The following is a 22,729-nucleotide window of genomic DNA, read 5'->3' on the forward strand; positions in this document are numbered from 1 at the left end:
CGGCCGATGATGTCTTTCAGCGTTACGATGCGCGGCCGCCGTGCTGCCGCCGATCTGTCCGAAACCGTGGAACGCCTGGCCAAGCTGACTGGCCGCAGCATTGCCGAAACCGAACGCTTCCTGGCCATGCCGGCGGTGGCGGTCAAGCGCGGGGTCGACCTGCGCACGGCCAACCGCTACCAGGCGGCGCTGGAAGATTGCGGCGTCTACGCCACCATCGAACGCGAAAGCATTGCTGAAACCAGCCTGGATGGCATTCCTGAAGGATTTCGCAAGCTGCCGGAGCAGCTGCGCCAGGCCGACCGCGAGCACCGCTATACAGACCGCATCCACGCCGTCATGGTCGGCCTGCTGGCAGATGGCGTCGACGGTCCGGGCCTGCGCTTCGCCATGGAGCAGAACCTCAAGGGCATGTGCGGCGGCCAGATCAGCATCGAAGGGCTGCTGCGCTATTTCTCGTCCGACCGCCTCGACACCATCCTGCGCGATGCGGCCTATACCATCGATGTCTACCGCCGTGGCGGCTATCGCCATGTGGTCAATTATGGTTATGGCGGCGGCAACCAGATCAGCGCTGCGGACTCGATCTTCTTCACCCTGGCCGCGCGCCGCTATGAGGCCTTGCTGGCCATCCTGCACGACCACGGCTTGCTGTCGCCGGAAGGCCGGCTGCCGTCCAGCGTTGTGCTGCGCGATGGCAAGGGCGAGCTGTTGCGCTCGCAGGGCCAGCGCGTCCAGTTCTGCCACCTCGATTCGCCGTATGTGCAATCGGGCACGATCGAAGGCTGCCATGCCATTGGCGTCGAAGTCACGCGTCCCTTGCGCAACGGCCTGCTCTGCACGGCCATGATTCCTTACGCTAACCTGATGATGGATGGCGGGGCATTCCGCCCCTTGCCGCAGGAGGCAACGCTGGAGTGCCGCACGTTGAACGGCTATGCGCTGCCGCAAGTCCCGGAGCTCAAGCTGAAAGGCAATCTCGAAGTCGAGCTGGACCTGCAAACTCCGCCGGCCTCGCAGGAGCACCAGGCTTTCTTTGCCGGCTTCCCGGCCCGCGTGCGTGAACGGTCCGGCGGCCGGATCGAGGCTGCCCGCCTGGCGCCAGGCCTCTTCCTGGTCGGAAGAAACCTGGAGCAGGCGGCACAAGTCGTCACCCAGGTGCTGGAGCCTCTGCGGCTCAGGTCGTAACGCTCTGGGTCCAGGCCAGGGCGGACAGGTGGGCTTTGTTGACGTCCTCAGGGGTCAGTGACAGCGATTCGGCCAGCGAGCTGACCAGGTTGCTGTTCAGCTCGCAAGCCTCCGCCAGCGCCAGGTAAGGGCCGTATTTGCCGCCGCGGGTCAGCAGGGCCTTCACCACTTCCTCATGCAGCTGGATCTCCTCGAGCACGTCCTTCATCGGCATGCCGAGCAGGCGATCGAGCAGCGAGAACATGCCGGCAACAAAGATATTCTCCGCATCGGCCTTGCCCAGGGCCTTCTGGCCCAGCAATTCAGCCAGGCGGCCGCGCACCACCGCCGTTTCCAGCAGCACCGGTGAGAAGCCGGAAGTCGACGCCGTCGCCAGCAGCAGGGTCAGCCAGCGGTACAGCGGCTGGTAGCCCATCAGCTGGATCGCCTGCTTCAGCGATTGCACTTCACGCCCGGCGCCGAAGCCGGCCGAGTTAATGTAGCGCAGCAGCTTGTAGGTCAGGGCCGCGTCGCGTTTCAGCGCGCTTTCCAGCTGGGCGATATCGGCATTGGCGTTCACCATCTGCATCAGTTGCAGGATGATGGTTTGCGATGGGTTCAAGCCCTGCCCTTCGCTGCCGGGCCGCGGCGTCAGGTGCAGCTTGCCGACGAAGGCGTCCAGGCCCAGCGCGGCGCAAGCATCGAAATCGGACCAGGTGGTGACCGGGCGGCCCACCATGCGGATATTGGACGTCTTCAGCAGCGAATAGGCGCGCGCCTGCGCCGCTACGTCGGCGCCGGTGAAGCGCACTTCAACATAGGAACAGATGGTGCCGAGGCGGCTGCCCACCCGCGCCAGGTCGGCTTCGCGCAGCAGGATGCCGACGCCGCCGGCGCGCAAGCCCTGCACCGCCGCCAGCGTGGCCGGATTGGCCAGCTCGGAGGTTTTCAGGGACAGCACCGTATGTTCAGGCGGCATGTCGAACATGGAATCGGTCGACAGCATGCCGGGCACGGCCTGCAGGAACAGGGTCTTCTGCTTGAGCAGCCAGCCGTGTTCGGGATGGTTCACCTGGCTGGCGACAAAACCCACCAGGCCTTCGAGTTCTTCCAGCGTCGGTGCCGGGGCATTAGCGTCGTGCTGTTGCCAGGTAAGTTCATAGCCCACAACGCGTTGCTCGGGGTCAAGCAGGGGCTCACGAACCAGGAAATGTGTCTGATGCATACGTAGTCTTATGCTGGGATCAGGATGGAACAGCGGCGGCCATGGCTGCCGCCGCTAACTACTGTTTTATTCTTGTTGCAAAGCCGGCATCAAGCGCCGAGCTTTTCGAAGATCTTGTTCAGTTTTTCATCCAGGGTGGCGGCGGTGAACGGTTTCACCACATAGCCGTTGGCGCCTGCCTGCGCAGCCGCGATGATGTTTTCCTTTTTGGCTTCGGCGGTCACCATCAGCACCGGCAGCTTGGCCAGTGCGGGGTCGGCACGGATGTTCTGCAGCATGGTCAGGCCATCCATATTCGGCATATTCCAGTCGGACACCACGAAGTCGAATTGCTCCGCGCGCAGCTTGGCCAGCGCCATCACGCCGTCCTCTGCCTCGTCCACGTTGGCATAACCCAGTTCCTTCAAGAGATTTCGCACGATGCGGCGCATCGTCGAGAAATCGTCAACAACCAAAAATTTCATCTTTGGATCAGCCATGAATTGCTCCGTTGTTTCTACTTACGCGGTTATTAATTAAAGTGGTGTTCCCAGCAAGTTGTAGGATAGCATTTTCGTTGCCCCAAGGCGAACTTAAAACTGTCCCCGTATCAAACGCGCAATGCGCGCGAGCCATGTTGTGCAAGGTAACCCAATACCATCCCGGGCAGCGCCTGCAAGGCTCCAACTTCGTGGGTGGCGCCAACGGCGATCGCTTCGCGCGGCATGCCGAATACCACGCAACTGGCTTCATCCTGCGCGAAATTATACGCCCCGGCGTTCTTCATCTCCAGCATGCCCGCCGCACCATCCTTGCCCATGCCGGTCAGGATCACGCCGACCGCGTTCTTGCCCGCATTCTGGGCCGCCGAGCGGAACAGCACGTCGACCGAGGGACGGTGACGGTTGACCGGCTCCCCCTGGTCCAGTTTGGTCATATAGTTGGCGCCGGATCGCGTCAGCAGCAGGTGCGAGTGGCCAGGCGCGATATAGGCGTGGCCGGGCAGCACACGCTCGTTGCCCTGGGCTTCCATCACTGAGATCTTGCACAATGAATCGAGGCGCTTGGCGAACGACTTGGTGAAGCCTTCCGGCATGTGCTGGGTGATCAGGATGCCCGGGCAGTCCGAGGGCATCTGCATCAGGAATTCTCGGATGGCTTCGGTGCCGCCTGTTGACGCGCCGACAATAATCAGTTTTTCCGAGGACATCAATGGGTTCCGTAATTGCGGCAGCGTGGCGCCGCCCTCGCCCGCCGTGCCGGCTGCCGGCAGGGTGCGCGCCCGCACGCGGGCCTTGGAGGCGGCGCGGATCTTGTCGGAGATCAGGTCGGCGTATTCGCGCATGCCGGACTGGATCGAGATTTTCGGCTTGGTGACGAAGTCGACCGCGCCCAGTTCCAGCGCGCGCAGTGTGATTTCCGAGCCGCGCTCGGTCAGCGAGGACACCATCACCACCGGCATCGGCCGCAGGCGCATCAGGCGTTCGAGGAAGTCGAGGCCGTCCATCTTCGGCATTTCGACGTCCAGCGTCAGCACGTCCGGGTTGGTCTGCTTGATCAGCTCGCGCGCCACCAGCGGATCGGGCGCCACGCCCACCACCTCCATGTCCGGCTGGCTCTTGATGATCTCGCTCATCACGCTGCGGATCAGCGCAGAGTCGTCGCAAATCAGGACTTTGATCTTGTTCATGTTTACACCTGGCTTTTTCAGAACAGCTCGACCTCGCCCGCCACAGGTTTCGACTTGAGGCGGTTGGCGTAGTCGTTCTCACGCTGCGCCAGGGTGTCGTTATGGGTTTGCATCAGTTTCTTGACCAGCACCTTGCCGGTCTTGGGGAAGAAGTACACCTTGCGCGGGTAGATATCGCACAGGTCTTCCGCCACAATGCGGATCTTTTCGTTTTTCAGGAAGCTTTGCACGAAGGCGGCATTGCGTTCGCCGACGTTAATCGCGGTGAAGCCCTTCAGCACGGCGCCGCCGCCGAATACCTTGGCCTCCAGGTTGTCGCGCCGCGCGCCGGCTTTGAGCAGGTCGTTGATCAGCACTTCCATCGCATACGTGCCGTAGCGTGCCGAGGCTGACACCGGGCTGTTCTGGTCAGCGCCGCCATCGGGCAGCATGAAGTGGTTCATGCCGCCCAGGCCCGTCTGGCGGTCGCGGATGCAGGCCGAGACGCAGGACCCGAGCACTGTCACGATCAGCATGTCCTTGCTGGTGTAGTAGTACTCGCCCGGCAGGATCTTGGCGGCGTCGCAGTCGAACGTGCGGTCGTAATAGACGTTGGTCGCGAATTGTTCTTTATCCATGTCATGCCCTCTTGCGCTCATCGAGCTCGTAGACAGTCTTACCGCGCAACTTCAAAGCGTCCGACACGTAAAGGAAGTTCTCGGAATGGCCGGCAAACAGCAGGGCATCCGGTTTCATCAAGGGCACGAAGCGCGACAGGATCTTGCGCTGGGTCGCCTTGTCGAAGTAAATCATCACGTTGCGGCAAAAAATCACGTCGAAGCCGGGACGGATGTCCCACTTCTCGTCCAGCAGGTTCACTTGCCGGTAGGTGATCAGCTGGCGCAGCTCCTGGCGCACGCGCGCCATGCCTTCGTTGGCGCCGCGCCCTTTCAGGAAAAAGCGGCGCTGCTGTTCGGGCGTCAGCTTCTCGATCCTCTCCATCGGGTAGACGCCGTTGGCGGCCGTGGCCAGCACATTGGTGTCGATATCGGTGGCGAGGATGTGCACCGGCGGCGTGAGCGTGTTGAACGCCTCGCAGCAGGTGATGGCAATCGAATACGGCTCTTCGCCGGTCGAACTGGCGGAGCACCATATATTGATCTGCTCCCCGCGCCGCGCCTTCAGGTGTTCGGCCAGCAGCGGGAAGTGGTGCGACTCGCGGAAGAACGAGGTCAGGTTGGTGGTCAGCGCATTGGTAAACGCCTCCCACTCGCCATTGCCCAGGCGCCCTCCTTCCAGGTCGTCCAGGTAGCGCATGAAACTGTTGATGCCGGTGGCGCGCAAGCGTCGCGCCAGGCGGCTGTACACCATTTCCTGCTTCGAATCGGCCAGCGCAATGCCGGCCCGCTTGTAGATCATTGCGCGGACCCGTTCAAAATCCTTGCCGTTGAAATCAAACTCTTTCACGGTCTCTCTGGTCAGCGCCATTTTTTGTGGCCTCCGCGGTTACATGGATTTAAAACTCTTCCCAGTCATCGCCGGACGGCGCGGCGGCTGCAATTTTCTTTTTCGGCGCTGCGGCTGGCGCGGCGGCAGGCACCACGGCGGTGCTGCGTGCCGGCACCGCCGGCTTGGCCTTGCGCGGCGGCGGCGCCACGGCGCGCTTGCCGAATTCGTCGCCGGCCAGCTTGAAGATGGCCACGGCGTCGGCCAGGCGCGAAGCCTGTTCCTGCATCGATTCTGCGGCGGCGGCGGCTTCTTCCACCAGGGCGGCATTCTGCTGCGTCATTTCATCCATCTGGCCGATGGCGGCATTGACTTCCTCGATGCCGTGGCTCTGTTCCAGCGTGGCGGCGGTGATTTCGCCCATGATGTCGGCCACCTGCTTGATCGACGTCACGATCAGGCCCATGGTCTGGCCGGCTTCGTCGACCAGGCGTCCGCCGGCATCGACCTTGTCGACGGAATCGTCGATCAGGGCTTTGATTTCCTTGGCCGCTGCAGCCGAGCGCTGCGCCAGGTTGCGCACTTCCGAGGCCACGACCGCGAAGCCGCGGCCCTGCTCACCGGCGCGCGCCGCTTCCACCGCTGCATTCAACGCCAGGATATTGGTCTGGAAGGCGATGCCGTCGATCACCCCGATGATGTCCACGATCTTGGTGGACGACTGCTTGATCGAGCCCATGGTATCGACCACTTGCGACACCACCTGGCCGCCCTTTTCCGCCACCGAGGAGGCCGACACCGCCAGCTGGTTGGCCTGGCGTGCATTGTCGGCGTTCTGCTTCACGGTGGAAGTGAGGTTTTCCATCGATGCCGCCGTTTCTTCCAGCGAGGAAGCCTGCGATTCGGTTCGCGCCGACAGGTCGGCATTGCCGGTGGCGATTTCCTGCGAGGCGGTGGTAATGGTCTCGGTCGAGGTGCGCACCTGGCCGACAGTCTTCACCAGGCTGTCGTTCATGTCCTTCAGCGCCTGCAGCAGCTCCGAGGTTTCGTCCTTGCCTTCCACGGTCACTTGCGAGGTCAGTTCGCCGGCGGCGACTTTCTGCGCCACGCCCACGGCGCCCGACAGCGGGCCGGTGATGGATTTGGTGATCACCAGCGCGCACACGATGCCCACGCCAACCGCGACGGCGGCCAGCACCACCATCCACATCGTCAGGTTGCGGTCGCCCTTGTTGGAGCTATCCTTGAAGTCGTTGGCGGCGGCCTGCTGCAGGTCCACCAGCTTGTTCAGCGCGGCCAGCGTTTGCTGGTTCAGCGGATCGATGCGGCCGGCGATGACTTTCGCCGCGCCTTCGGCATTGAAGGCCATGATCTGCCCCATGGCCTCCTTGAAGGCGGCGTCGACGTCGGTCTGCAGCGCCGAGATGTCGTTCAGGACTTTCTTCTCCGCGTCGTTCAGGCCCAGGCCTTGCAGCTTGCCGCGTGCCGCGTCGTAGCGGGCGCGGTTGGCCTTGACCTTCTCCTCTTCCTTCTGCATCAGGCTGACGTCCGACTGCAGGCCGATATTGCGCATGGCGATGCCCGTTTCCAGCATCGCGCTCTTCATGGCCTGCGCCTGCAATTCCTTGGCGCTGGTCAGCTCCAGGCCGGTCATCAGGGCCGACTTGTTGCGGTAGTTGAGCACATTGGTCAGCAGCACCGTGCCGACCAGGATCAGTAAAATCACGCCGAAGCCGAAACCCAGCCGCGTGCCTATCTTGTAATCCCGCGCGTTCATTTTGGTATCTCCCTCGTTTGTCTATTATTGTGCCGGGCGCCGTCACCTTGATGCGGCCCCCGGTGGCGGATCATGCCGCCAGTTTTTCGCTCAAGCCCATTTCCGGGCTGGACATCAGGCGCTGGATGTCCACCAGGATCAGCATGCGCTCATCGATGGTGCCCAGGCCGATCATGTACTCCGTGCTGAAGGCCGTGCCCATGTCGGGCGCCGGCTTGATCTGTTCTTCGGTCAGCGACGTCACATCCGACACCGAATCGACGACCATGCCTACCACGCGGCCGTTGATGTTGAGGATGATGACCACGGTGAATTGGTCGTACACCGGTTCGCCCAGCTTGAATTTGATGCGCATGTCCACCACCGGAATGATGATGCCGCGCAGGTTGATCACGCCCTTGATGAATTCAGGGGCGTTGGCGATGCGGGTCACGGCTTCGTAGCCGCGGATTTCCTGCACTTTCAGGATATCGATGCCGTACTCTTCGGACCCCAGCTTGAATGCCAGGAATTCCTGGACCGTGTTGCCGGCGTTCTCTGCGTCGCTCATGGTGTTTCCTTTACAAAGTTTGATTCGTCAACCAGCTGGCGCGAGGAGCGCACCAGCGCCGTCACGTCCAGGATCAGCGACACGCCTCCGTCGCCGAGGATGGTGGCTCCGGAAATGCCGGTCACCTTGCGGTAATTCGATTCCAGGTTCTTGACCACGACCTGCTGCTGGCCGACCAGTTCGTCCACGAACAGGCAGGCTTTCTTGCCTTCGGTTTCCACGATCACCAGGATGCCCTTGCATGGATCGGTAAAGCGCGGTTCGATATCGAAAATCTGGTACAGCGGGATCAATGGCAGGTACTCGCCGCGCACCTTGATCACGCGGCCCTTGCCACTGATTTCCTTCACGTCTTCCGGCGCCGGCTGCAGCGATTCGAGCACGAAGCCAAGCGGCAGGATGTAGACTTCTTCGCCGGTCTGGATCAGCATGCCGTCCAGGATGGCCAGCGTGAGCGGCAGGGAAATCGAAATCGTGGTGCCAAAACCCTTGGCGGAGCGGATGTCGACGGTGCCGCCCATGGCGGTGATGTTGCGCTTGACCACGTCCATGCCGACGCCGCGGCCTGATACATCGGTCACCTGTTCGGCGGTCGAGAAGCCCGGCGCGAAGATCAGCTGCCACACATCGGCGTCCGTCATATTATCGGACAGCGGCAAGCCGCTCTGGCGGGCTTTCGCCAGAATCTTATCCCGGTTCAAGCCGCCGCCATCATCGGACACTTCGATGATGATGCTGCCGCCCTGGTGCGAAGCGGACAGGAACAGGCGCCCCGTTTCGGACTTGCCGGCCGCCTTGCGCACCTCCGGCATTTCGATGCCGTGGTCGATCGAGTTGCGCACCAGGTGGGTCAGCGGGTCGACGATGCGTTCGATCAGGCCCTTGTCCAGTTCCGTGGCGGCCCCGCTGGTGACGAATTCGACTTTCTTGCCAAGCTTGGTGGCCAGGTCGCGCACCATGCGCGGGAAGCGCGAAAACACGAAGTCCATCGGCATCATGCGGATCGACATCACCGATTCCTGCAGGTCGCGCGTGTTACGCGTCAACTGCGAGATGCCGCTCATGAGCTTTTCGTGCAGCACCGGGTCAAGGCTGCCGGCGCGCTGTTCGATCATCGCTTGCGTGATCACCAGCTCGCCCACCAGGTTGATCAGCTGGTCGACTTTTTCCACCGACACGCGGATCGACGAGGACTCGCCGCCGGCCGGCGCGTGGGCCTGCTTCTCCGCTTCCTTGCGGGCAGCTTTCTTTTCCTGTTCTTCGGTCGGTTTGGGCGCTTCGGCCGGGGCATCCTTGATGCCGGCCTGCGCGCGGATCACTTCCAGCGGCTGGAAGAAACCATAGCCGCGCGCATCTTCGGCGGCGGCGCCGGCATCGGCGCGGATCTGCTCCAGCGGCTGGAAGAAACCATAGCCTTCGCCATCGGCGGAAGTGGCCGCGGCAGGTGCGGCGGCAGGCGCGGCGCCGCCCGGCGGCAGCGGGTCGAAGAAGCCGTAGCCCAGCTCCGCTTCCTTGCGTTCGCGTTCGGCGTGTTCACGTGCGGCCTGGGTCGGGCTCAGCGCCGGCAGCTCGCTGACCTGCATCTGGTCGGCGTCGATCACGAAGGAGCAGATGGCCACGATATCGTCCAGCGATTCGTGGGTGGTGACGATCATGGCGTGGCGTTCGGCATCGAGCGGCATCAGCTCCACATGGCCCATCAGGCCAAGTTCGGCGGCCAGCGCTTCCACCTCACGGTGCACCATGGGCGGCAATTCCAGCCGATAGCGCTTGCCGCCGCTGTGGTCCACGGCCTGAACCTCCGGCGTGCTGAAGCCCGATGCCACGGGCGCCATGGCCTCGATGTGCACATCCTGCGCCAGTTCCTGCAGCATCATGCGCACGTCGCCCACGGCTTCCTGGTCGACGGCGGAACCGTTGCGGTGGCCGTCCAGCTGCATCTTGAGGATGTCCTTGGCCGCCAGGAAGGCGTCGACGTGGGTCGAGGTCAGCGCCATTTCACCCTTGCGGATGCGGTCCAGCAGCGTTTCCAGCACGTGCGTCACTTCGCTCATGTCGGTCACGCCGAAGGTCGACGCGCCGCCCTTCACCGAGTGCGCGGTGCGGAAAATCGCGTTCAAGTCTTCTTCGCTGGGCGACTCGACGTCGACCGCCAGCAGCAGGCGCTCCATTTCAGCCAGCAGTTCTTCCGCTTCGTCGAAGAAGACCTGGTAGAACTGGCTAATATCGATGGTCATGCCACACCCCTTAATTAGCCAATGACCTTCTTCACTACCTCAATCAAGCGTTGCGGGTCGAAAGGCTTGACCAGCCAGCCGTTCGCGCCGGCGGCGCGGCCCTTGGCCTTCATCTCGTCGGACGACTCGGTGGTCAGCATCAGGATTGGCGTCTTGGCGAAAGCCGGCTGTTCGCGCAGCAGCTTGATCAGCTGCAGGCCATCCATGCGTGGCATATTCTGGTCGGTCAGCACCAGGTCAATCGGCTGCAGCTTGGCCTTTTCCAGGCCATCCTGTCCGTCGACTGCTTCCACCACCTGGTAGCCGGCTGCCTTCAGGCTGAAGGCCACCATCTGGCGCAGCGAGGAGGAGTCGTCGACTGCAAGAATTGTTTTAGCCATCTTTTTATCTCACTTGGTTAAATTTTTTGTATTCAGAATAATTCGATGTCGCCGCTTTCCAGGTGCTTCTGGCTGACCGCCTTGCGCAGCACGCTGCGCAGCTCCAGGCTCTGGATCGCCAGCGCCATGCTGACCTTGCTCAGCAGGTCGACGATTTCATCGCTGCCCGACTCGGGCACCACTTCGGCGCCGTGCGCCCCCAGCGTCCCGAGGAACTCGCGCAAGCCGGTCACGCGCTTCAGCGTGCGGTCGATCAGCTGGCTGGTCATGTCCTGGAACTGCATGCTGGTGATGGCGGCATTCACATAGCCGCTCACCTGCTCGTTCATTTCCTTCAAGCGCGCCTTGTCTTCCGGCGATGGATTGCCGCCCTGCAGCAGCAGCTCGATCGTTGTTTGCTGGGCGCTGACCGCTTCGTGGATGGCCATGAAATTGCGCGTCAGCTTGTCGATCGCCTCTTCCAGCAGCAGGTTGGTCTGCAGCAGGTCGGTCTCGACTTCCGTCAGGTGCTTGCGGCCATGGTCCGACACCCCGGACAGCAGCCGTTTCACGTGGGAGCCAAGGATTTTCTTTCTGGTCATAACGGTCTCGTCTATTTCTTCCCTGGGGCCGCTGCCGCTGCGGCTTGCGTCGCTTCCGTATCAAGGCCGACTTGCAATTTGCCGCCGTCCCGCAGCACATTTTCCTCGGTCTTCTTGTTCATCACGATGATGCTGATGCGGCGATTGATCGGGTTGAAAGGATCCTGCCGGTCCAGGTGGGCGGCACTGGCCAGGCCCACCACGCGCAGGATCTTATTGTCGGCCAGTCCGCCATGCAGCAGCGCGCGGCGCGAGGCATTGGCACGGTCGGCCGACAGTTCCCAGTTACTGTACCCCGTTTCGGTGAAATACGGCGTGGAGTCGGTGTGCCCGGACAGGCCGATCTTGTTCGGCACGTCGTTCAGGGCCGGCGCGATGGCTTCCAGGATTTCACGGGCGTAGGGCTTGAGTTCGGCCTTGCCGGCATCGAACATGGGCCGGTTTTGCAAATCGACAATCTGGATGCGCAAGCCTTCGCTGGTGAAATCCAGCAACAGCTGCTCCTTGAATTTTTTCAGTTCGGCGCTGGTATCGATGGTCATTTCGATACGCTGGCGCAGGGCCTGCAAGCGGCCGCGCTCTTCCTCTTCCAGCGCCTTCTTGGCGGCATCGAGGTTGTACGACTTTGACTTGGTCGGATCATCCGCCATCTTGACCTGGCCGGTACGGCGCGACAGGTCGGAGCCGCCGCCCTGGATCACCGAGGAACTGTCGCCGCTGCCCGAGCCGCCCTGCATGGCGACTTTCAGCGGCGTCTTGAAGTATTCGGAAATGCCGTTCAGGTCGCCCTTGGTGGTCGAACCGAGCAGCCACATCAGCAGGAAGAACGCCATCATTGCCGTCACGAAGTCGGCATAGGCGATCTTCCAGGCGCCGCCGTGGTGGCCGCCCCCGCCTTTCTTGATCTTCTTGACGATGATGGGCCGCAGGCCTTCTTCAGCCATGACAGGTCCTCGCTTCCATTACTTCGACTTCGATTTCTTGATATGTTCTTCCAGCTCGGAGAAGCTTGGACGCTCGGTCGAATACAGCACCTTGCGGCCGAACTCCACGGCCAGCGCCGGCGCATAGCCGTTCAGGCTGGCGAGCAGGGTCACTTTCACGCATTGGAACATCTTGGTCGACTCTTCCAGCTTCTGCTCCAGCAGGCTGGCCAGCGGACCGACGAAACCATAAGCCAGCAAAATACCGAGGAAGGTACCAACCAGCGCGTGCGCGATCAGCATGCCCAGCTCGGATGGCGGGATGCCCACCGACTCCATGGTGTGCACCACGCCCATCACCGCCGCCACGATACCGAAGGCCGGCAGGCCGTCGCCCAGCTTGGCGATGCAGTGCGCCGGCACATGGCCTTCCTGGTGGTGGGTGTCGATCTCATTGTCCATCAGGTTCTCGATCTGGAAGGCATCCATATTCCCCGACACCATCAGGCGCAGGTAGTCGGTCATGAATTCGACAATATGGTGGTCCTCCAGCACGGCGGGATACTTGCTGAACAGCGGGCTGTCTTCCGGCTTGTCGATGTCGCCTTCGATCGACATCAGGCCTTCCTTGCGCACCTTGGACAACACGTCGAACAGGAGCGACATCAGCTCCATGTACAGGTCCTTGGTATAGCGCGAGCCCTTGAACAGGGTTGGCAGCGCAGCCAGCGTCGCTTTGATGGATTTGCCGTTATTGCCGACGAAGAAGGCACCAGCTGCGGCGCCGCCAATCATCAGCAGCTCCAGCGGCTGGAACAGTGCCGCCAGATGGCCGCCGGACAGTGCGAAGCCACCAAAAACGGCGCCGAGGACGATGATGTAACCGACAATGACTAACAAGCGCGCAAACTCCCCGATAGCTAGTTAAAAGCAATAATATTCCACAGTGGAACTACAATAGCGTGAAGACGCTCCTGCGGCAAGGAAAACAGCCTCTAAATTGCTCTTATATAGAGAGGCGGAGCGCCCTCTGTGGTAAGGATGGTCTTGACGCCACCAACTGCTGGAATCTCAAATTCATAACTGGCAAGCAAACTGCCTGCCCGCATCTCGCGCTGGGCCTTGCTCCATAGCGCCGGCATGGCGGCTGGCGACAGGTAGGCAAACACCAGGTCGTAATCAGCAAAGTTCAACTGCTCATAGTCGCCACGCATGAAGCGGGCGCGGCTGCCGGACAAGGCGGCGCGCAGGCGCGATACCAGCCAGGGTACTGGCGCCAGCTCGATTCCCACCACTTCCGATTCCGGCCGGGCGGCCGCCATATGCAGGGTGAAGCCGCCCAGGCCGCTGCCGATATCGATCATGCGCAGCGCCCTGCCCTGCGGCAGTTCGGCCAGCACAGCGCGCCACACGGCGGCGTTGGATGGATAGTAAGGAACCTGGGTGCGGTAGGTCGACCAGTACCAGCCAAGCAGGATGAGGAAGGCGGCGGCGGCCAGCCATGGCGGCAGATGGAGGGCCAGTCCGGCCAGCAGCGCGATGGGGAACAGGAGCTGGATCGGCAGCCACCAGCGCGCCAGGCCGACCTTCCAGCTGATGGCGGCGGCGAGGCATCCTTGCAGCAGCGCGGCTTGCAGCAGCGTCAGGCCGTGACCGAACGATTCAAGCGCAACAGCCAGCGCGGCGCATGGCAGCACCGCGCCGGCCTGGACCAGCAGCGCCTGAAGGGCGGGGACTCTTAAATACATTGCGGGAGTATAACCATGCCAGCGGCGCTGACATATCGGTGCCTGACTCTGCGGGTCAGACACCTTCCAACTCAAGCGGCGACCGCTTCGGCGGCATCCTTGGCCTTGCGGGTCTTGCCGGCGCGCGAAGGCATGTGGCACAGGCCGCACTTGTAGTCGCGGTTCAGGTCCATGGCGTCGACCACGAACTTGCCTTTGCAGCAGGTGCAAGCCTTCATCTGCAGCATATTGCTGCTGGCGAACTTGACCAGTGTCCAGGCGCGGGTCAGCGAGAGCAGCGGCTCTTCGCCGGCAACCGGCGGCATTTGTTCCAGGTAGAGCTGGTAAGCCTTCATCACGGCATGGATGCCGCTGGCGCCCGCGTGCTCGACCAGGAAGTTATGGATATTCATGAACAGCGAAGAGTGGATATTCGGCTGCCAGGTCAGGAACCAGTCGGTCGAGAAAGGCAGCATGCCCTTCGGCGGCGACATGCCCTTCAGCTCTTTATACAGCTTGAGCAAGCGTTCGCGCGACAGGGAGACTTCGGTTTCCAGCAGTTGCAGGCGGGCGCCCAGGTTGATCAGCTCGATGGCCAGCTGGATTTCCTGCGCTTCGGTGACCACACTCTTCTTGCTCATGGCGCCGCTCCTTAAGCGATTTCTTCAACAGCCTGGCCAGCCATCAGGATGGCGGCGTGGGACTGGGCCAGGGAACGGTCCTTGTTGTAGTTGGTCAGCATGCCGAGGATGGCGCTGTCGTCGAAGCGGAAACGGGCCAGCATCATATTGCCGCCAGCCAGTTTCAGGATCTGGGCGTTGCTCATGCCTTCGATCAGGTCCGCGATGTCGGCCGAGATGCCGAGACGGAAGATAGCGGTGACTTTGTCGGCGCGGATCATCTGCTGGGCCAGTATCAGGTAGCTCAGGTTCGCATCGCGGATTTCAGCCATCATGTCGTTTGCGGTCATGTCCATCTCCAGTCGGTTTCAGCTTGCAACGTAAATATTCGTTGCCGTTGAGATACATTCTGCTGGAGGCGGCACAAAGCGCATAGAGGCCGCACTCTGTATTTTGGGTCGGGAATAGACGAAGTGACCCTGTAGGAGTTTATCCTACAATGGCCTGCCCATAGAGGGGCGACGCCAGTATTGGCGCGGGTTTGCGGGGCGTTCGGTCTCGCCAAAACTGCAGGAGCCGAGGGTAAAAATGCGATATCGCCGTGCTGCTTTTTTGCGACATCTGGACTGGTAACGGCAGGGTTTTGGAGAACTTTAGGGTTCTGAGCAAAAAATTTTAAGTTTTTTTCACGCGATCCAAACTGCCGAACAGCAAGCCTTTTACCGGGCTTCTAAAAACGGTAACGGCAGGACTTTTGCGAACTTTAGGGTTTTTTGAAAATTTTTTTGAAAATTTTTTGATGCTTTATAAATCAATGGCTTAGCACACAAAACCCGGTGAATCTGGGTCTGACCCAAGGGTCAGACCCGTCCACTGCAAGCGGCACAGACGGGGGCAGCCCCTTGGGTCTGACCCAGGTTTGCTGGGTTTAGAGAGGCAAAAGGTTGCTACAATCTCACTTTGTTTAAGTCTCAAGGAAAGCGCCCGCATGATTTCCCGTTCCGACTGCCTGGCCCGCGACGCTGCGGACACCCTGGCCCCGCTGCGCGAGCAGTTCGACCTGCCCGCTGGTGTGATTTACCTGGATGGCAACTCCCTGGGCGCCCGCCCGAAAGCCGCCCTCACCCGCGCCACCGAAGTGATCGCCAAGGAATGGGGCAAGGACCTGATCACCAGCTGGAACAGCGCCGGCTGGTTCGAGATGCCGAAACGCCTGGGCGACAGGCTGGCCCCGCTGGTCGGCGCCAAGCCCGGCGAAGTCGTCGTCACCGACACCACCTCGATCAACCTGTTCAAGGCCCTGGCCGCAGCCCTGCACGCACAGTCGCACACCGGCCGCAAAGTCATCGTCACCGAGCGCTCGAACTTCCCTACCGATATTTATATGGCGCAGGGCCTGACTTCATGGCTCGACCGCGGCTATCAAGTCAAACTGGTCGACAGCCCCGAACAGCTGCAAACCGCCATCAACGCCGACACCGCTGTGGTCATGCTGACCCATGTGAACTACCGCACCGGCTACCAGCACGACATGGCCGCCACCAGCGCCCTCGCCCACCAGCACGGCGCTTTGGCCGTGTGGGATTTGGCGCATTCGGCTGGCGCCGTGCCGCTCGATCTGCACGCCGATGGCGCAGATTTCGCTGTCGGCTGCACCTATAAATACCTGAACGGCGGCCCGGGCTCGCCGGCCTTCATCTGGGTCCCGGAACGCAACCAGGACAAATTCAGCCACCCGCTTTCGGGCTGGTGGGGCCACGCCAATCCATTCGCCATGGCGCCGGACTTTGCTCCCACCAAGGGCATCGGCCGCGCGCTGTGCGGCACCCAGCCCGTCACTTCGCTGGCGATGGTGGAGTGCGGCCTGGATGTCTTCGCGCAAACGAGCATGCAGGCGGTACGCACCAAGTCGCTGGCCCTGACCGACTTGTTCATCGCCCTGGTCGAACAGCGCTGTCCAAACCATCCACTGGGCCTGGTCACGCCGCGCGAGCATGCGCGCCGCGGCTCGCAAGTGAGCTTCACCCACCCTTATGGCTACGCCGTCATGCAAGCCCTGATCGCGCGCGGCGTGATCGGCGACTACCGCGAGCCGGAAATCATGCGCTTCGGCTTCACGCCGCTGTACACCAGCTTCGCCGACGTGTGGGATGCTGTGGAGATCCTGAAGCAGATCCTGGACGATAAAGCCTACGACATCACTGCCGCACGCGGCGCTGTAACCTGAGACACGATATGAGCGAAGAAAAGAAAGGTGCGGCCTGGCATGGCGCGCAGATGGATTTTTCCAAATCCATGAGCTATGGCGATTACCTGGGCCTGGAAAAAATCCTGAACGCGCAGCACCCGCTGTCGCCCAATCACAATGAGATGCTGTTCATCGTGCAGCACCAGACCAGCGAATTGTGGATGAAGCTCATGCTGCACGAGCTGCACGCGGTGGTAGACCACCTGCGCCGCGACGACCTGCCGCCGGCCTTCAAGATGCTGGCCCGCGTGGCGCGCATCATGGACCAGCTGGTGCATGCCTGGGACGTGCTGGCGACCATGACGCCGCCTGAATACACCGCGATCCGCCCCTACCTGGGCGCCTCTTCCGGCTTCCAGTCGCACCAGTACCGCGAGATCGAATTCATCCTCGGCAACAAGAACGCCAATATGCTGGCGGTGCACCAGCAGAAGCCGGAGAGCCACGCCATCCTCGACACGGCGTTGAAATCGCCATCGCTGTACGACGAGGCGATCCGCCTGCTGGCCCGCAACGGCCTGCACATCGATGCCGAGCGCCTGAACGCCGACTGGACCCAGCCTACGGTAGCCAACGAGTCGGTCAAGAATGCTTGGCTCGAGGTGTACCGCGACACCAGCCGCTACTGGGCGCTGTACGAGCTGGCCGAAAAGCTGGTGGACATGGAGACGGCGTTCCGCTTCTGGCGCTTCCGCCATGTCACCACGGTGGAGCGCGTGATCGGTTTCAAGACCGGTACCGGCGGCACGGCCGGCGTGTCCTACCTGCGCAAGATGCTGGATGTGGTACTGTTCCCGGAATTGTTCGCACTGAGGACCGCCCTTTGAAAAAACTGCACGCTGCACTGGCCGCGCTGGCCGTCGCCGCATCCACCCTGCTTGGCGCGGCACCGGCGCAGGCGCGCGACGACCGCCCTGGCGTCTTTGACTACTACACGATGTCCCTTTCATGGTCGCCGGAATTCTGCGCCGGCCGTGGCGGCGGCGATCCGGTCCAGTGCGCCACTGGACGCCAGCTTGGCTTCGTGCTGCACGGCTTGTGGCCGCAATTCGAACGCGGCTACCCGGAAAGCTGCGGCCGCAGCCGCATTTCCAACAAGCTGCGCGACCAGTACGAATCGCTCTACCCTTCGCCCAAACTGCTCTTCCACGAATGGAACAAGCACGGCTCCTGCTCCGGCCTGCAACCGCAGGATTACCTGGCGCTGAGCGCCAAGCTGCGCGACAGCCTGAAGATTCCTGCCGCCTTTGCACGGCCGCAGCAACCGGTGCGTGTCACGCCCGGACAGTTCGAAGATGAGTTCCACAAAGCCAATCCATGGCTGGCCAAGGACTCCGTGCTGCCGGTATGCGGGTCCGGCGGCCGTTTCCTGCGTGAGGCCCGGGTCTGTTTCGCCAAGGATGGGAAGTCGCGCAGTTGTTCGCAGGAAGCGATCGCCTATTCGCAGAAGAGCTGCGGCCAGGCGAATTTCCTCATGAAAAATGTCCGCTGACCTCGCTTGCATTCGTGCGCCGCGCCGATGGCGCTTGAGGCGAAAATAAGCGCGCTGTACCGCGCGCCTGCATTGCAATAACACGGGGGGGAACCGTCTCGCGGGCTCGCAAACATAAGGAGCCAATGATGAAGACTCATCTCGGCAAAGGGTTGGCGGCGCTGACCCTGTTTGCAGCTTGTGCTGCTGCGCAAGCTGACCCAACGACTTATAACGCGACACTTACCGGTGCGGCGGAAAACCCGCCAAACCTGTCGACTGCCACCGGCAATGTTTCGGTGCTGTTCGACATCGACAACCACTACTTCAGCATCGCGGCCAGCTTTAATGGCCTGGCAGGCGGCAGCACGGCTGCCCACGTCCACTGCTGCACCGCCCTGCCGGGCGACGGCAGTGCCGGCGTGGCTACCATGCTGCCGACGTTCACCGGTTTTCCGACCGGCGTGACCAGCGGCGCCTATGCCGCCATTTTCGATACTTCGCTGGCCTCGTTCTGGAACCCGACATTCCTGAGCGACCATGGCGGCACCACTTCAGGGGCTGAAGCAGCCTTGCTGGCCGGCTTGAATGGCGGCTCGAGCTACTTCAACATCCACAGCGATGCCTACCCAGGCGGCGAGATCCGCGGCTTCCTGGCGGCGCCGGTTCCCGAGCCGGCGCAGGCCCTGCTGCTGCTGGCCGGCCTGCCCCTGCTGTTCCTGCGCAGGAGGACAACTTAACGCGGGATCGGGTTGCGCGAAGCCACGTTCAGCATGTTCCAGGAACGGATGACCGCAACCACGAAGCCCAGTTCCGCGATCTCTTCGTCGGAGAATTGCTCTTTGACACGGGCAAATGCTGCGTCGTCGGGGTCGCGGACCGGGATCGCATTCACCAGCTCGGCCCACTCCAGGGCCGCGCGTTCACGCTCGCTGAAGAACGGCGCCTCGCGCCAGCCGGCGACGGCGTTCACGTGGCGCGGGTCGACGTCCATTTTCAGCAAGTCGGTGTAATGCATATCGATGCAGAAGCCGCAGCCGTTGATTTGCGAGATGCGCAGCAGGACGAGGTCGACCAGTTTCTTGCCCAGCAACTCGCGGTTCAGGCCGTTCGACAGGGCCAGCAGGTTCTGGAACGATTTCTGGGACAGCTGGAAGTAGTTGTAACGCAAGGTGCTCATGGAAAATCCTCTCGGTCTGATAGTGAAGGCTGCACTTTGCGGCCTTCTTATCCATTAGACGGAGGGGATTTTTATTTTGTGACAGCCTTACGAAAAAAAAATCCTGGCCCGTACCTGCCGCGCAGGCGTGTCAGACCCGCAGGGTCTGACACCTTACGCGCTGCCGCTATGGGATGATGCGCTGCAGCTTGTCGGGGTTGCGCACCGCATAGATGCCAGTGATGCGCTGGCCGTCGCTGAGGAAGGCCAGGGCCGATTCCAGCCTGCCGTCGATGAAACGCAGCAGGCCTGGCTCGCCGTTGAGGGTGACCGGACGGAATTCGACCTTGCCCAGCTTGATTGCGCCGGCAAACAGAGCCGCGATCTTGTCCGGATCGGTAATGACGATGCCGAAAGACTTGACCTTGCCGCCGCCGTCGCCTACCAGCTCCAAATCTTCCGCCAGCAGCGCCCGCACGGCCGCCTTGTCGCCCGTGGCCGAGGCTTCGACGAAGCGCTGCAGCAGCTGGCGGTGGGTCTGTGCCGGGATGTCGAAGCGCGACTGCGGCTTTTGCACCCTTTCCCCGGCCCGGCTCACCATCTGGCGGCAGGCCGCTTCCGTCTTGCCAAGCTGCTGCGCCACTTCTTCATAATCGTAATCGAACACCTGGCGCAGCAGGAAGGCGGCGCGCTCCTCCGGCCCGAGCCGCTCCAGCATCCACATATAGGCCAGCGACAGGTCGCTGGCGCGCTCGGCCTGCAGCTCCGGCGTTTCCTCGTTCACCGCCACCAGCGGTTCGGGCAGCCACAGGCCTTCATATGCTTCGCGTTCGGCGATGGCGGCGCGCAGGCGGTCGATGGAGAGCCGCGTGGCCACGGTCACCAGCCAGGCCTCGGGCGATTGCACGGCGCTGGTATCGGCTCCCTGCCAGCGCAGCCACGCATCCTGCACCACGTCCTCGGCGTCGGCGCGCACGCCGAGCATGCGATAGGCGATGGCAAACAAGCGCTTCTCATGCGCAGCAAAAACATTCGGATCGGTCATGAAGCGGAACTATACCCGACCTTTTGCACTTTCAGCAGCACCTCGCGCAGTTCGCGCACGCGCGGCGGCTTGCTCAATACTTCGTCCACGCTGGCCGGTTTGGCGTCCACGTCGCCCTCCGGGATCAGGCGCTGGCCCCAGCCGGTGACCAGCACCACCGGGGTAGTCGGCGACATTTCCTTGATGCAGGCGGCGACCTTGCGGCCGTCCACGTGCGGCATGCCAAGGTCGCTGAAGACGGCGTCGAAAGGCTGGCTGCTTTCCTGCGACAGGCGGAACTGCTCGATGCCGGCCGCGCCGCCATTGGCCGCCACCACCGTGTGGCCGTCGCGCTGCAGGATGGTGCTCATGGAAGTCAGCACGGCCGGGTCGTCGTCGATCACCAGCAGGCGCATGGGCTCGGCCACCGCCACCGTCGTGGCCGGCGCTTCCAGGGGCGGCATGGCGTGCTGCGCCTGCGGCAGCGGGAAGGCCAGCGAGACCGTGGTGCCGCGCCCCAGCATGGATTCCACCTGCACCACGGCGCTGTGGCGCTCGGCCATGGAATTGACGGTGGCCAGTCCCAGGCCGCTGCCACGCTCGCCCTTGGTGGTGAAGAAGGGGTCGAGGCAGTGGCGGCGCGTCGATTCGTCCATGCCGACCCCGCTGTCGACCACTTCCACGATGGCATGCTCGCCGGTGCTGCGCGTGCGCAGGATCAGCGGCCCGCCTTCGGGCATGGCGTCGACGGCGTTGAACACCAGGTTGGTCAGCGCTTCGCGGATTTCGCTCTCGGCGCCCATCACGGCGGGCAGGCCGGGCGCCAGTTCCAGCTTGAGGGAGATGACCACGCCGCGCTGCTGCGGCATATCGCTCCAGCGCGCGCGCGTCAGGTCGGCCACCTGCTGCGCCAGCACGTTCAGGCTCACGCTGGACAATTCCATCTGCGGTTCGCGGCGGCGATACAGCTCGCGCATGCGCGCCACGGTGGCCGCCACGTCGTCGATGGCGCGCGCGATCACCTGCAGGTTGTTGCGGCCGCTGGCGCTCAAGCCCTCCTCGGTTTCCAGCAGGGTTTCCGTGTACAGGGCCACCGGCGAAATGGCGTTGTTGATATCGTGCGCGATGCCGCTGGCCATCTGCCCCAGGGCGCGCAGGCGCTCTTCGCGGGTGACCGATTGCTGCGTGGCGTGCAGGGTGTGGTAGGCCTGCTGCAGGGCGCCGTACAGCTGCGCCTGCCGCGCCGCCAGCGCCGCGTGCTCGCTCAGCTGGCGCAGGAATTCGCATTCACCGCTGGTGAAACCATTGGGTATCACGCGCGCCACGGCCAGCACGCCGAACACCACGCTCTCGGCCTGCAGCGGCGCCAGCACCAGCGATTCCAGGCCGCCGCGCGACAGGCGGTGCGGGAATGGAAACTCGCTGCCGCCGATGTCGGGCTCGTACACCAGCTGGCCCTTCACGCAACGCGACAGGCCGTTGTTGTCGATCGATACCTGGGCGCCCTCCTTCAGCGCCGCATCGCCCGGCAGCAAGGCGTTGCCCAGGCCGACGCAGCTCGCTTCCAGCACGCCTTCCTGCAGCAGGAAGACGCAGGCAAAATCGACCGGCAGCTGGTCTTCCAGGTTACGCACCAGCACCTGCAGGATGCTGCGCAAGTCCTGCCGCTCACCGATTGCGCGCGTCATCTGGTGCAGCAGGCTGAGGCGGCCCAGCTGCGCCTGCACTTTCAGCTCGGCGCTGTGGCGCACCTCCATCTCGTCGTGCAGGGCGGCGTTGGCATGCACCAGTTCATCGCGCGACACGGTGGTGGCGCGCAGGCGCTCGGTCATGGCGTCAAAGGCGCGCGCCAGGTCGCCGACTTCGTCCACCGTTTTCATATTCATGCGGAAGTCCAGCTTGCCGGACCCGACCATCTCGGCGCCGCGGCGCAGCTTTTCCAGCGGATGGGCCACGCTGCGGATGGTCAGGGCCAGGGCGCCCAGCACGGTCAGCGCCAGCAGCAGGCCCAGCCCCGCCGCCACGGCGGAGGCGTTCTGCTGCGCTTTGAGCACGCCTTCGCGGCTGCGGCGCGCCAGTTCTTCCGCATCGCTGATCATGTCCTGGGTCTTGGCCATCAGCTGCCCGAACAGGCGCGCTTCCAGCTGGTGCAGCACCTCGCCGCGCTCCGGCGTGGCGCGCAGTTCCTGCCGCACCAGCACCAGTTCGGAGAAATGACGCGCCAGCAGCGGCAGGTTATCCTGCAGCTCGCGCAGCAGGCGGTTTTCCTCGCCTTCCTTGAACAAGTCTTCGCGCAGCAGCAGGCTCTGCATCGAATCCTTGCGCAACTGCCACTGGACATAGGAACGCCGTTCTTGCGACTGCGCGTATTCCAGCGACAGGTAGCGCAGCGCCACCACGGCGCTGACGATCTCGCCGGCCCGCTGGTTGCGCTGCAGTTCCTGCTTGACCTGGCGCGTGGCGCCCAGCATCAGCATGACGGCCAGCGAAACGCCGATCACGCACAGCCACTGGGCCCACTTCAGTCGGGTGATGATTTTCATAGT

The 22,729-nt window shown here is 62.7% G+C and carries 23 protein-coding genes; 5 read left to right on the forward strand and 18 right to left on the reverse strand.

All coding sequences use genetic code 11. The features are described 5' to 3' along the window. The first annotated feature begins 6 nt into the window (after nucleotides 1-6). Nucleotides 7-1,188: a hypothetical protein gene (locus GM658_RS11570; RefSeq protein WP_155454189.1), complete on the forward strand. Its 1,182-nt coding sequence runs from the start codon at nucleotides 7-9 to the stop codon at nucleotides 1,186-1,188. On the opposite strand, the gene GM658_RS11575 is transcribed toward GM658_RS11570, so the two are convergent. The 15 genes from GM658_RS11575 to flhD all read right to left on the reverse strand — a co-directional run bounded on the left by GM658_RS11575 (nucleotide 1,178) and on the right by flhD (nucleotide 14,631). Further along, entirely contained in the window at nucleotides 1,178-2,392 is a 1,215-nt protein-coding gene (locus tag GM658_RS11575) for an EAL and HDOD domain-containing protein (RefSeq protein WP_155454190.1), read from the reverse strand. The genes GM658_RS11570 and GM658_RS11575 overlap by 11 nt on opposite strands. Nucleotides 2,393-2,481: 89 nt before the next feature. Further along, on the reverse strand, nucleotides 2,482-2,871 hold the full coding sequence (gene cheY, locus GM658_RS11580) for a chemotaxis response regulator CheY (RefSeq protein WP_028104141.1): 390 nt from the start codon (nucleotides 2,869-2,871) through the stop codon (nucleotides 2,482-2,484). A 110-nt stretch (nucleotides 2,872-2,981) separates the two neighbouring features. Beyond that, a complete protein-coding gene (locus tag GM658_RS11585; RefSeq protein WP_155454191.1) occupies nucleotides 2,982-4,061 on the reverse strand; it encodes a protein-glutamate methylesterase/protein-glutamine glutaminase in 1,080 nt (359 codons plus the stop codon). 17 nt (nucleotides 4,062-4,078) lie between these two features. Next, a complete protein-coding gene (gene cheD / locus GM658_RS11590; RefSeq protein ID WP_211841850.1) occupies nucleotides 4,079-4,699 on the reverse strand; it encodes a chemoreceptor glutamine deamidase CheD in 621 nt (206 codons plus the stop codon). After that, entirely contained in the window at nucleotides 4,680-5,528 is an 849-nt protein-coding gene (locus tag GM658_RS11595) for a CheR family methyltransferase (RefSeq protein WP_155454193.1), read from the reverse strand. The genes cheD and GM658_RS11595 overlap by 20 nt, the downstream gene beginning before the upstream one ends. 28 nt (nucleotides 5,529-5,556) lie before the next feature. After that, nucleotides 5,557-7,263, reverse strand: a complete 1,707-nt coding sequence (locus GM658_RS11600) for a methyl-accepting chemotaxis protein (protein ID WP_155454194.1) — start codon at nucleotides 7,261-7,263, stop codon at nucleotides 5,557-5,559. A 70-nt stretch (nucleotides 7,264-7,333) separates the two neighbouring features. Continuing rightward, the gene (locus tag GM658_RS11605) at nucleotides 7,334-7,813 is read right to left on the reverse strand and encodes a chemotaxis protein CheW (RefSeq protein WP_155454195.1); all 480 of its coding nucleotides are present in this window, start codon (nucleotides 7,811-7,813) and stop codon (nucleotides 7,334-7,336) included. Continuing rightward, on the reverse strand, nucleotides 7,810-10,050 hold the full coding sequence (gene cheA, locus GM658_RS11610) for a chemotaxis protein CheA (protein ID WP_155454196.1): 2,241 nt from the start codon (nucleotides 10,048-10,050) through the stop codon (nucleotides 7,810-7,812). The genes GM658_RS11605 and cheA overlap by 4 nt, the downstream gene beginning before the upstream one ends. Nucleotides 10,051-10,064: 14 nt before the next feature. Further along, nucleotides 10,065-10,430 (reverse strand): response regulator, encoded by a 366-nt coding sequence (locus GM658_RS11615; protein ID WP_155454197.1) that lies wholly within the window; start codon nucleotides 10,428-10,430, stop codon nucleotides 10,065-10,067. A gap of 32 nt (nucleotides 10,431-10,462) precedes the next feature. Then, on the reverse strand, nucleotides 10,463-11,011 hold the full coding sequence (locus GM658_RS11620; RefSeq protein WP_155454198.1) for a chemotaxis protein: 549 nt from the start codon (nucleotides 11,009-11,011) through the stop codon (nucleotides 10,463-10,465). A gap of 11 nt (nucleotides 11,012-11,022) precedes the next feature. After that, the gene (motB, locus tag GM658_RS11625; protein WP_155454199.1) at nucleotides 11,023-11,955 is read right to left on the reverse strand and encodes a flagellar motor protein MotB; all 933 of its coding nucleotides are present in this window, start codon (nucleotides 11,953-11,955) and stop codon (nucleotides 11,023-11,025) included. A gap of 18 nt (nucleotides 11,956-11,973) precedes the next feature. Next, nucleotides 11,974-12,834 carry a flagellar motor stator protein MotA gene (gene motA, locus GM658_RS11630; RefSeq protein ID WP_155454200.1) on the reverse strand — a complete coding sequence of 287 codons (861 nt, stop codon included), beginning with the start codon at nucleotides 12,832-12,834 and terminating at the stop codon, nucleotides 11,974-11,976. A gap of 95 nt (nucleotides 12,835-12,929) precedes the next feature. After that, a complete protein-coding gene (locus GM658_RS11635) occupies nucleotides 12,930-13,682 on the reverse strand; it encodes a class I SAM-dependent methyltransferase (RefSeq protein ID WP_155454201.1) in 753 nt (250 codons plus the stop codon). A gap of 71 nt (nucleotides 13,683-13,753) precedes the next feature. Next, nucleotides 13,754-14,302 (reverse strand): flagellar transcriptional regulator FlhC, encoded by a 549-nt coding sequence (gene flhC, locus GM658_RS11640; RefSeq protein WP_155454202.1) that lies wholly within the window; start codon nucleotides 14,300-14,302, stop codon nucleotides 13,754-13,756. A gap of 11 nt (nucleotides 14,303-14,313) precedes the next feature. Then, on the reverse strand, nucleotides 14,314-14,631 hold the full coding sequence (flhD, locus tag GM658_RS11645; RefSeq protein ID WP_155454203.1) for a flagellar transcriptional regulator FlhD: 318 nt from the start codon (nucleotides 14,629-14,631) through the stop codon (nucleotides 14,314-14,316). A gap of 638 nt (nucleotides 14,632-15,269) precedes the next feature. On the opposite strand from flhD, the gene kynU reads away from it, so the two are divergent. The 4 genes from kynU to GM658_RS11665 all read left to right on the forward strand — a co-directional run bounded on the left by kynU (nucleotide 15,270) and on the right by GM658_RS11665 (nucleotide 18,740). Then, nucleotides 15,270-16,508 carry a kynureninase gene (kynU, locus tag GM658_RS11650; RefSeq protein ID WP_155454204.1) on the forward strand — a complete coding sequence of 413 codons (1,239 nt, stop codon included), beginning with the start codon at nucleotides 15,270-15,272 and terminating at the stop codon, nucleotides 16,506-16,508. 8 nt (nucleotides 16,509-16,516) lie between these two features. Continuing rightward, the gene (gene kynA, locus GM658_RS11655; RefSeq protein WP_155454205.1) at nucleotides 16,517-17,356 is read left to right on the forward strand and encodes a tryptophan 2,3-dioxygenase; all 840 of its coding nucleotides are present in this window, start codon (nucleotides 16,517-16,519) and stop codon (nucleotides 17,354-17,356) included. Next, on the forward strand, nucleotides 17,353-18,021 hold the full coding sequence (locus tag GM658_RS11660; protein ID WP_155454206.1) for a ribonuclease T2 family protein: 669 nt from the start codon (nucleotides 17,353-17,355) through the stop codon (nucleotides 18,019-18,021). Before kynA ends, GM658_RS11660 begins: the two co-directional genes overlap by 4 nt. Before the next feature lie 125 nt (nucleotides 18,022-18,146). Next, a complete protein-coding gene (locus GM658_RS11665) occupies nucleotides 18,147-18,740 on the forward strand; it encodes a CHRD domain-containing protein (RefSeq protein ID WP_229416867.1) in 594 nt (197 codons plus the stop codon). Here the strand turns inward: GM658_RS11665 and GM658_RS11670 are convergent. From GM658_RS11670 to GM658_RS11680, 3 genes are all read right to left on the reverse strand, one after another. Beyond that, nucleotides 18,737-19,180 carry a carboxymuconolactone decarboxylase family protein gene (locus GM658_RS11670; protein WP_155454207.1) on the reverse strand — a complete coding sequence of 148 codons (444 nt, stop codon included), beginning with the start codon at nucleotides 19,178-19,180 and terminating at the stop codon, nucleotides 18,737-18,739. The two genes, GM658_RS11665 and GM658_RS11670, sit on opposite strands and share 4 nt — an antisense overlap. Before the next feature lie 166 nt (nucleotides 19,181-19,346). Then, entirely contained in the window at nucleotides 19,347-20,204 is an 858-nt protein-coding gene (locus GM658_RS11675; protein ID WP_155454208.1) for an RNA polymerase sigma-70 factor, read from the reverse strand. Continuing rightward, nucleotides 20,201-22,726 carry an ATP-binding protein gene (locus tag GM658_RS11680; RefSeq protein WP_155454209.1) on the reverse strand — a complete coding sequence of 842 codons (2,526 nt, stop codon included), beginning with the start codon at nucleotides 22,724-22,726 and terminating at the stop codon, nucleotides 20,201-20,203. Before GM658_RS11680 ends, GM658_RS11675 begins: the two co-directional genes overlap by 4 nt. Between the last annotated feature and the right edge of the window lie 3 nt (nucleotides 22,727-22,729).

The sequence above is a fragment of the Massilia eburnea genome, assembly GCF_009720745.1.
GTDB classification, from domain to species: Bacteria; Pseudomonadota; Gammaproteobacteria; order Burkholderiales; family Burkholderiaceae_D; genus Rugamonas; species Rugamonas eburnea.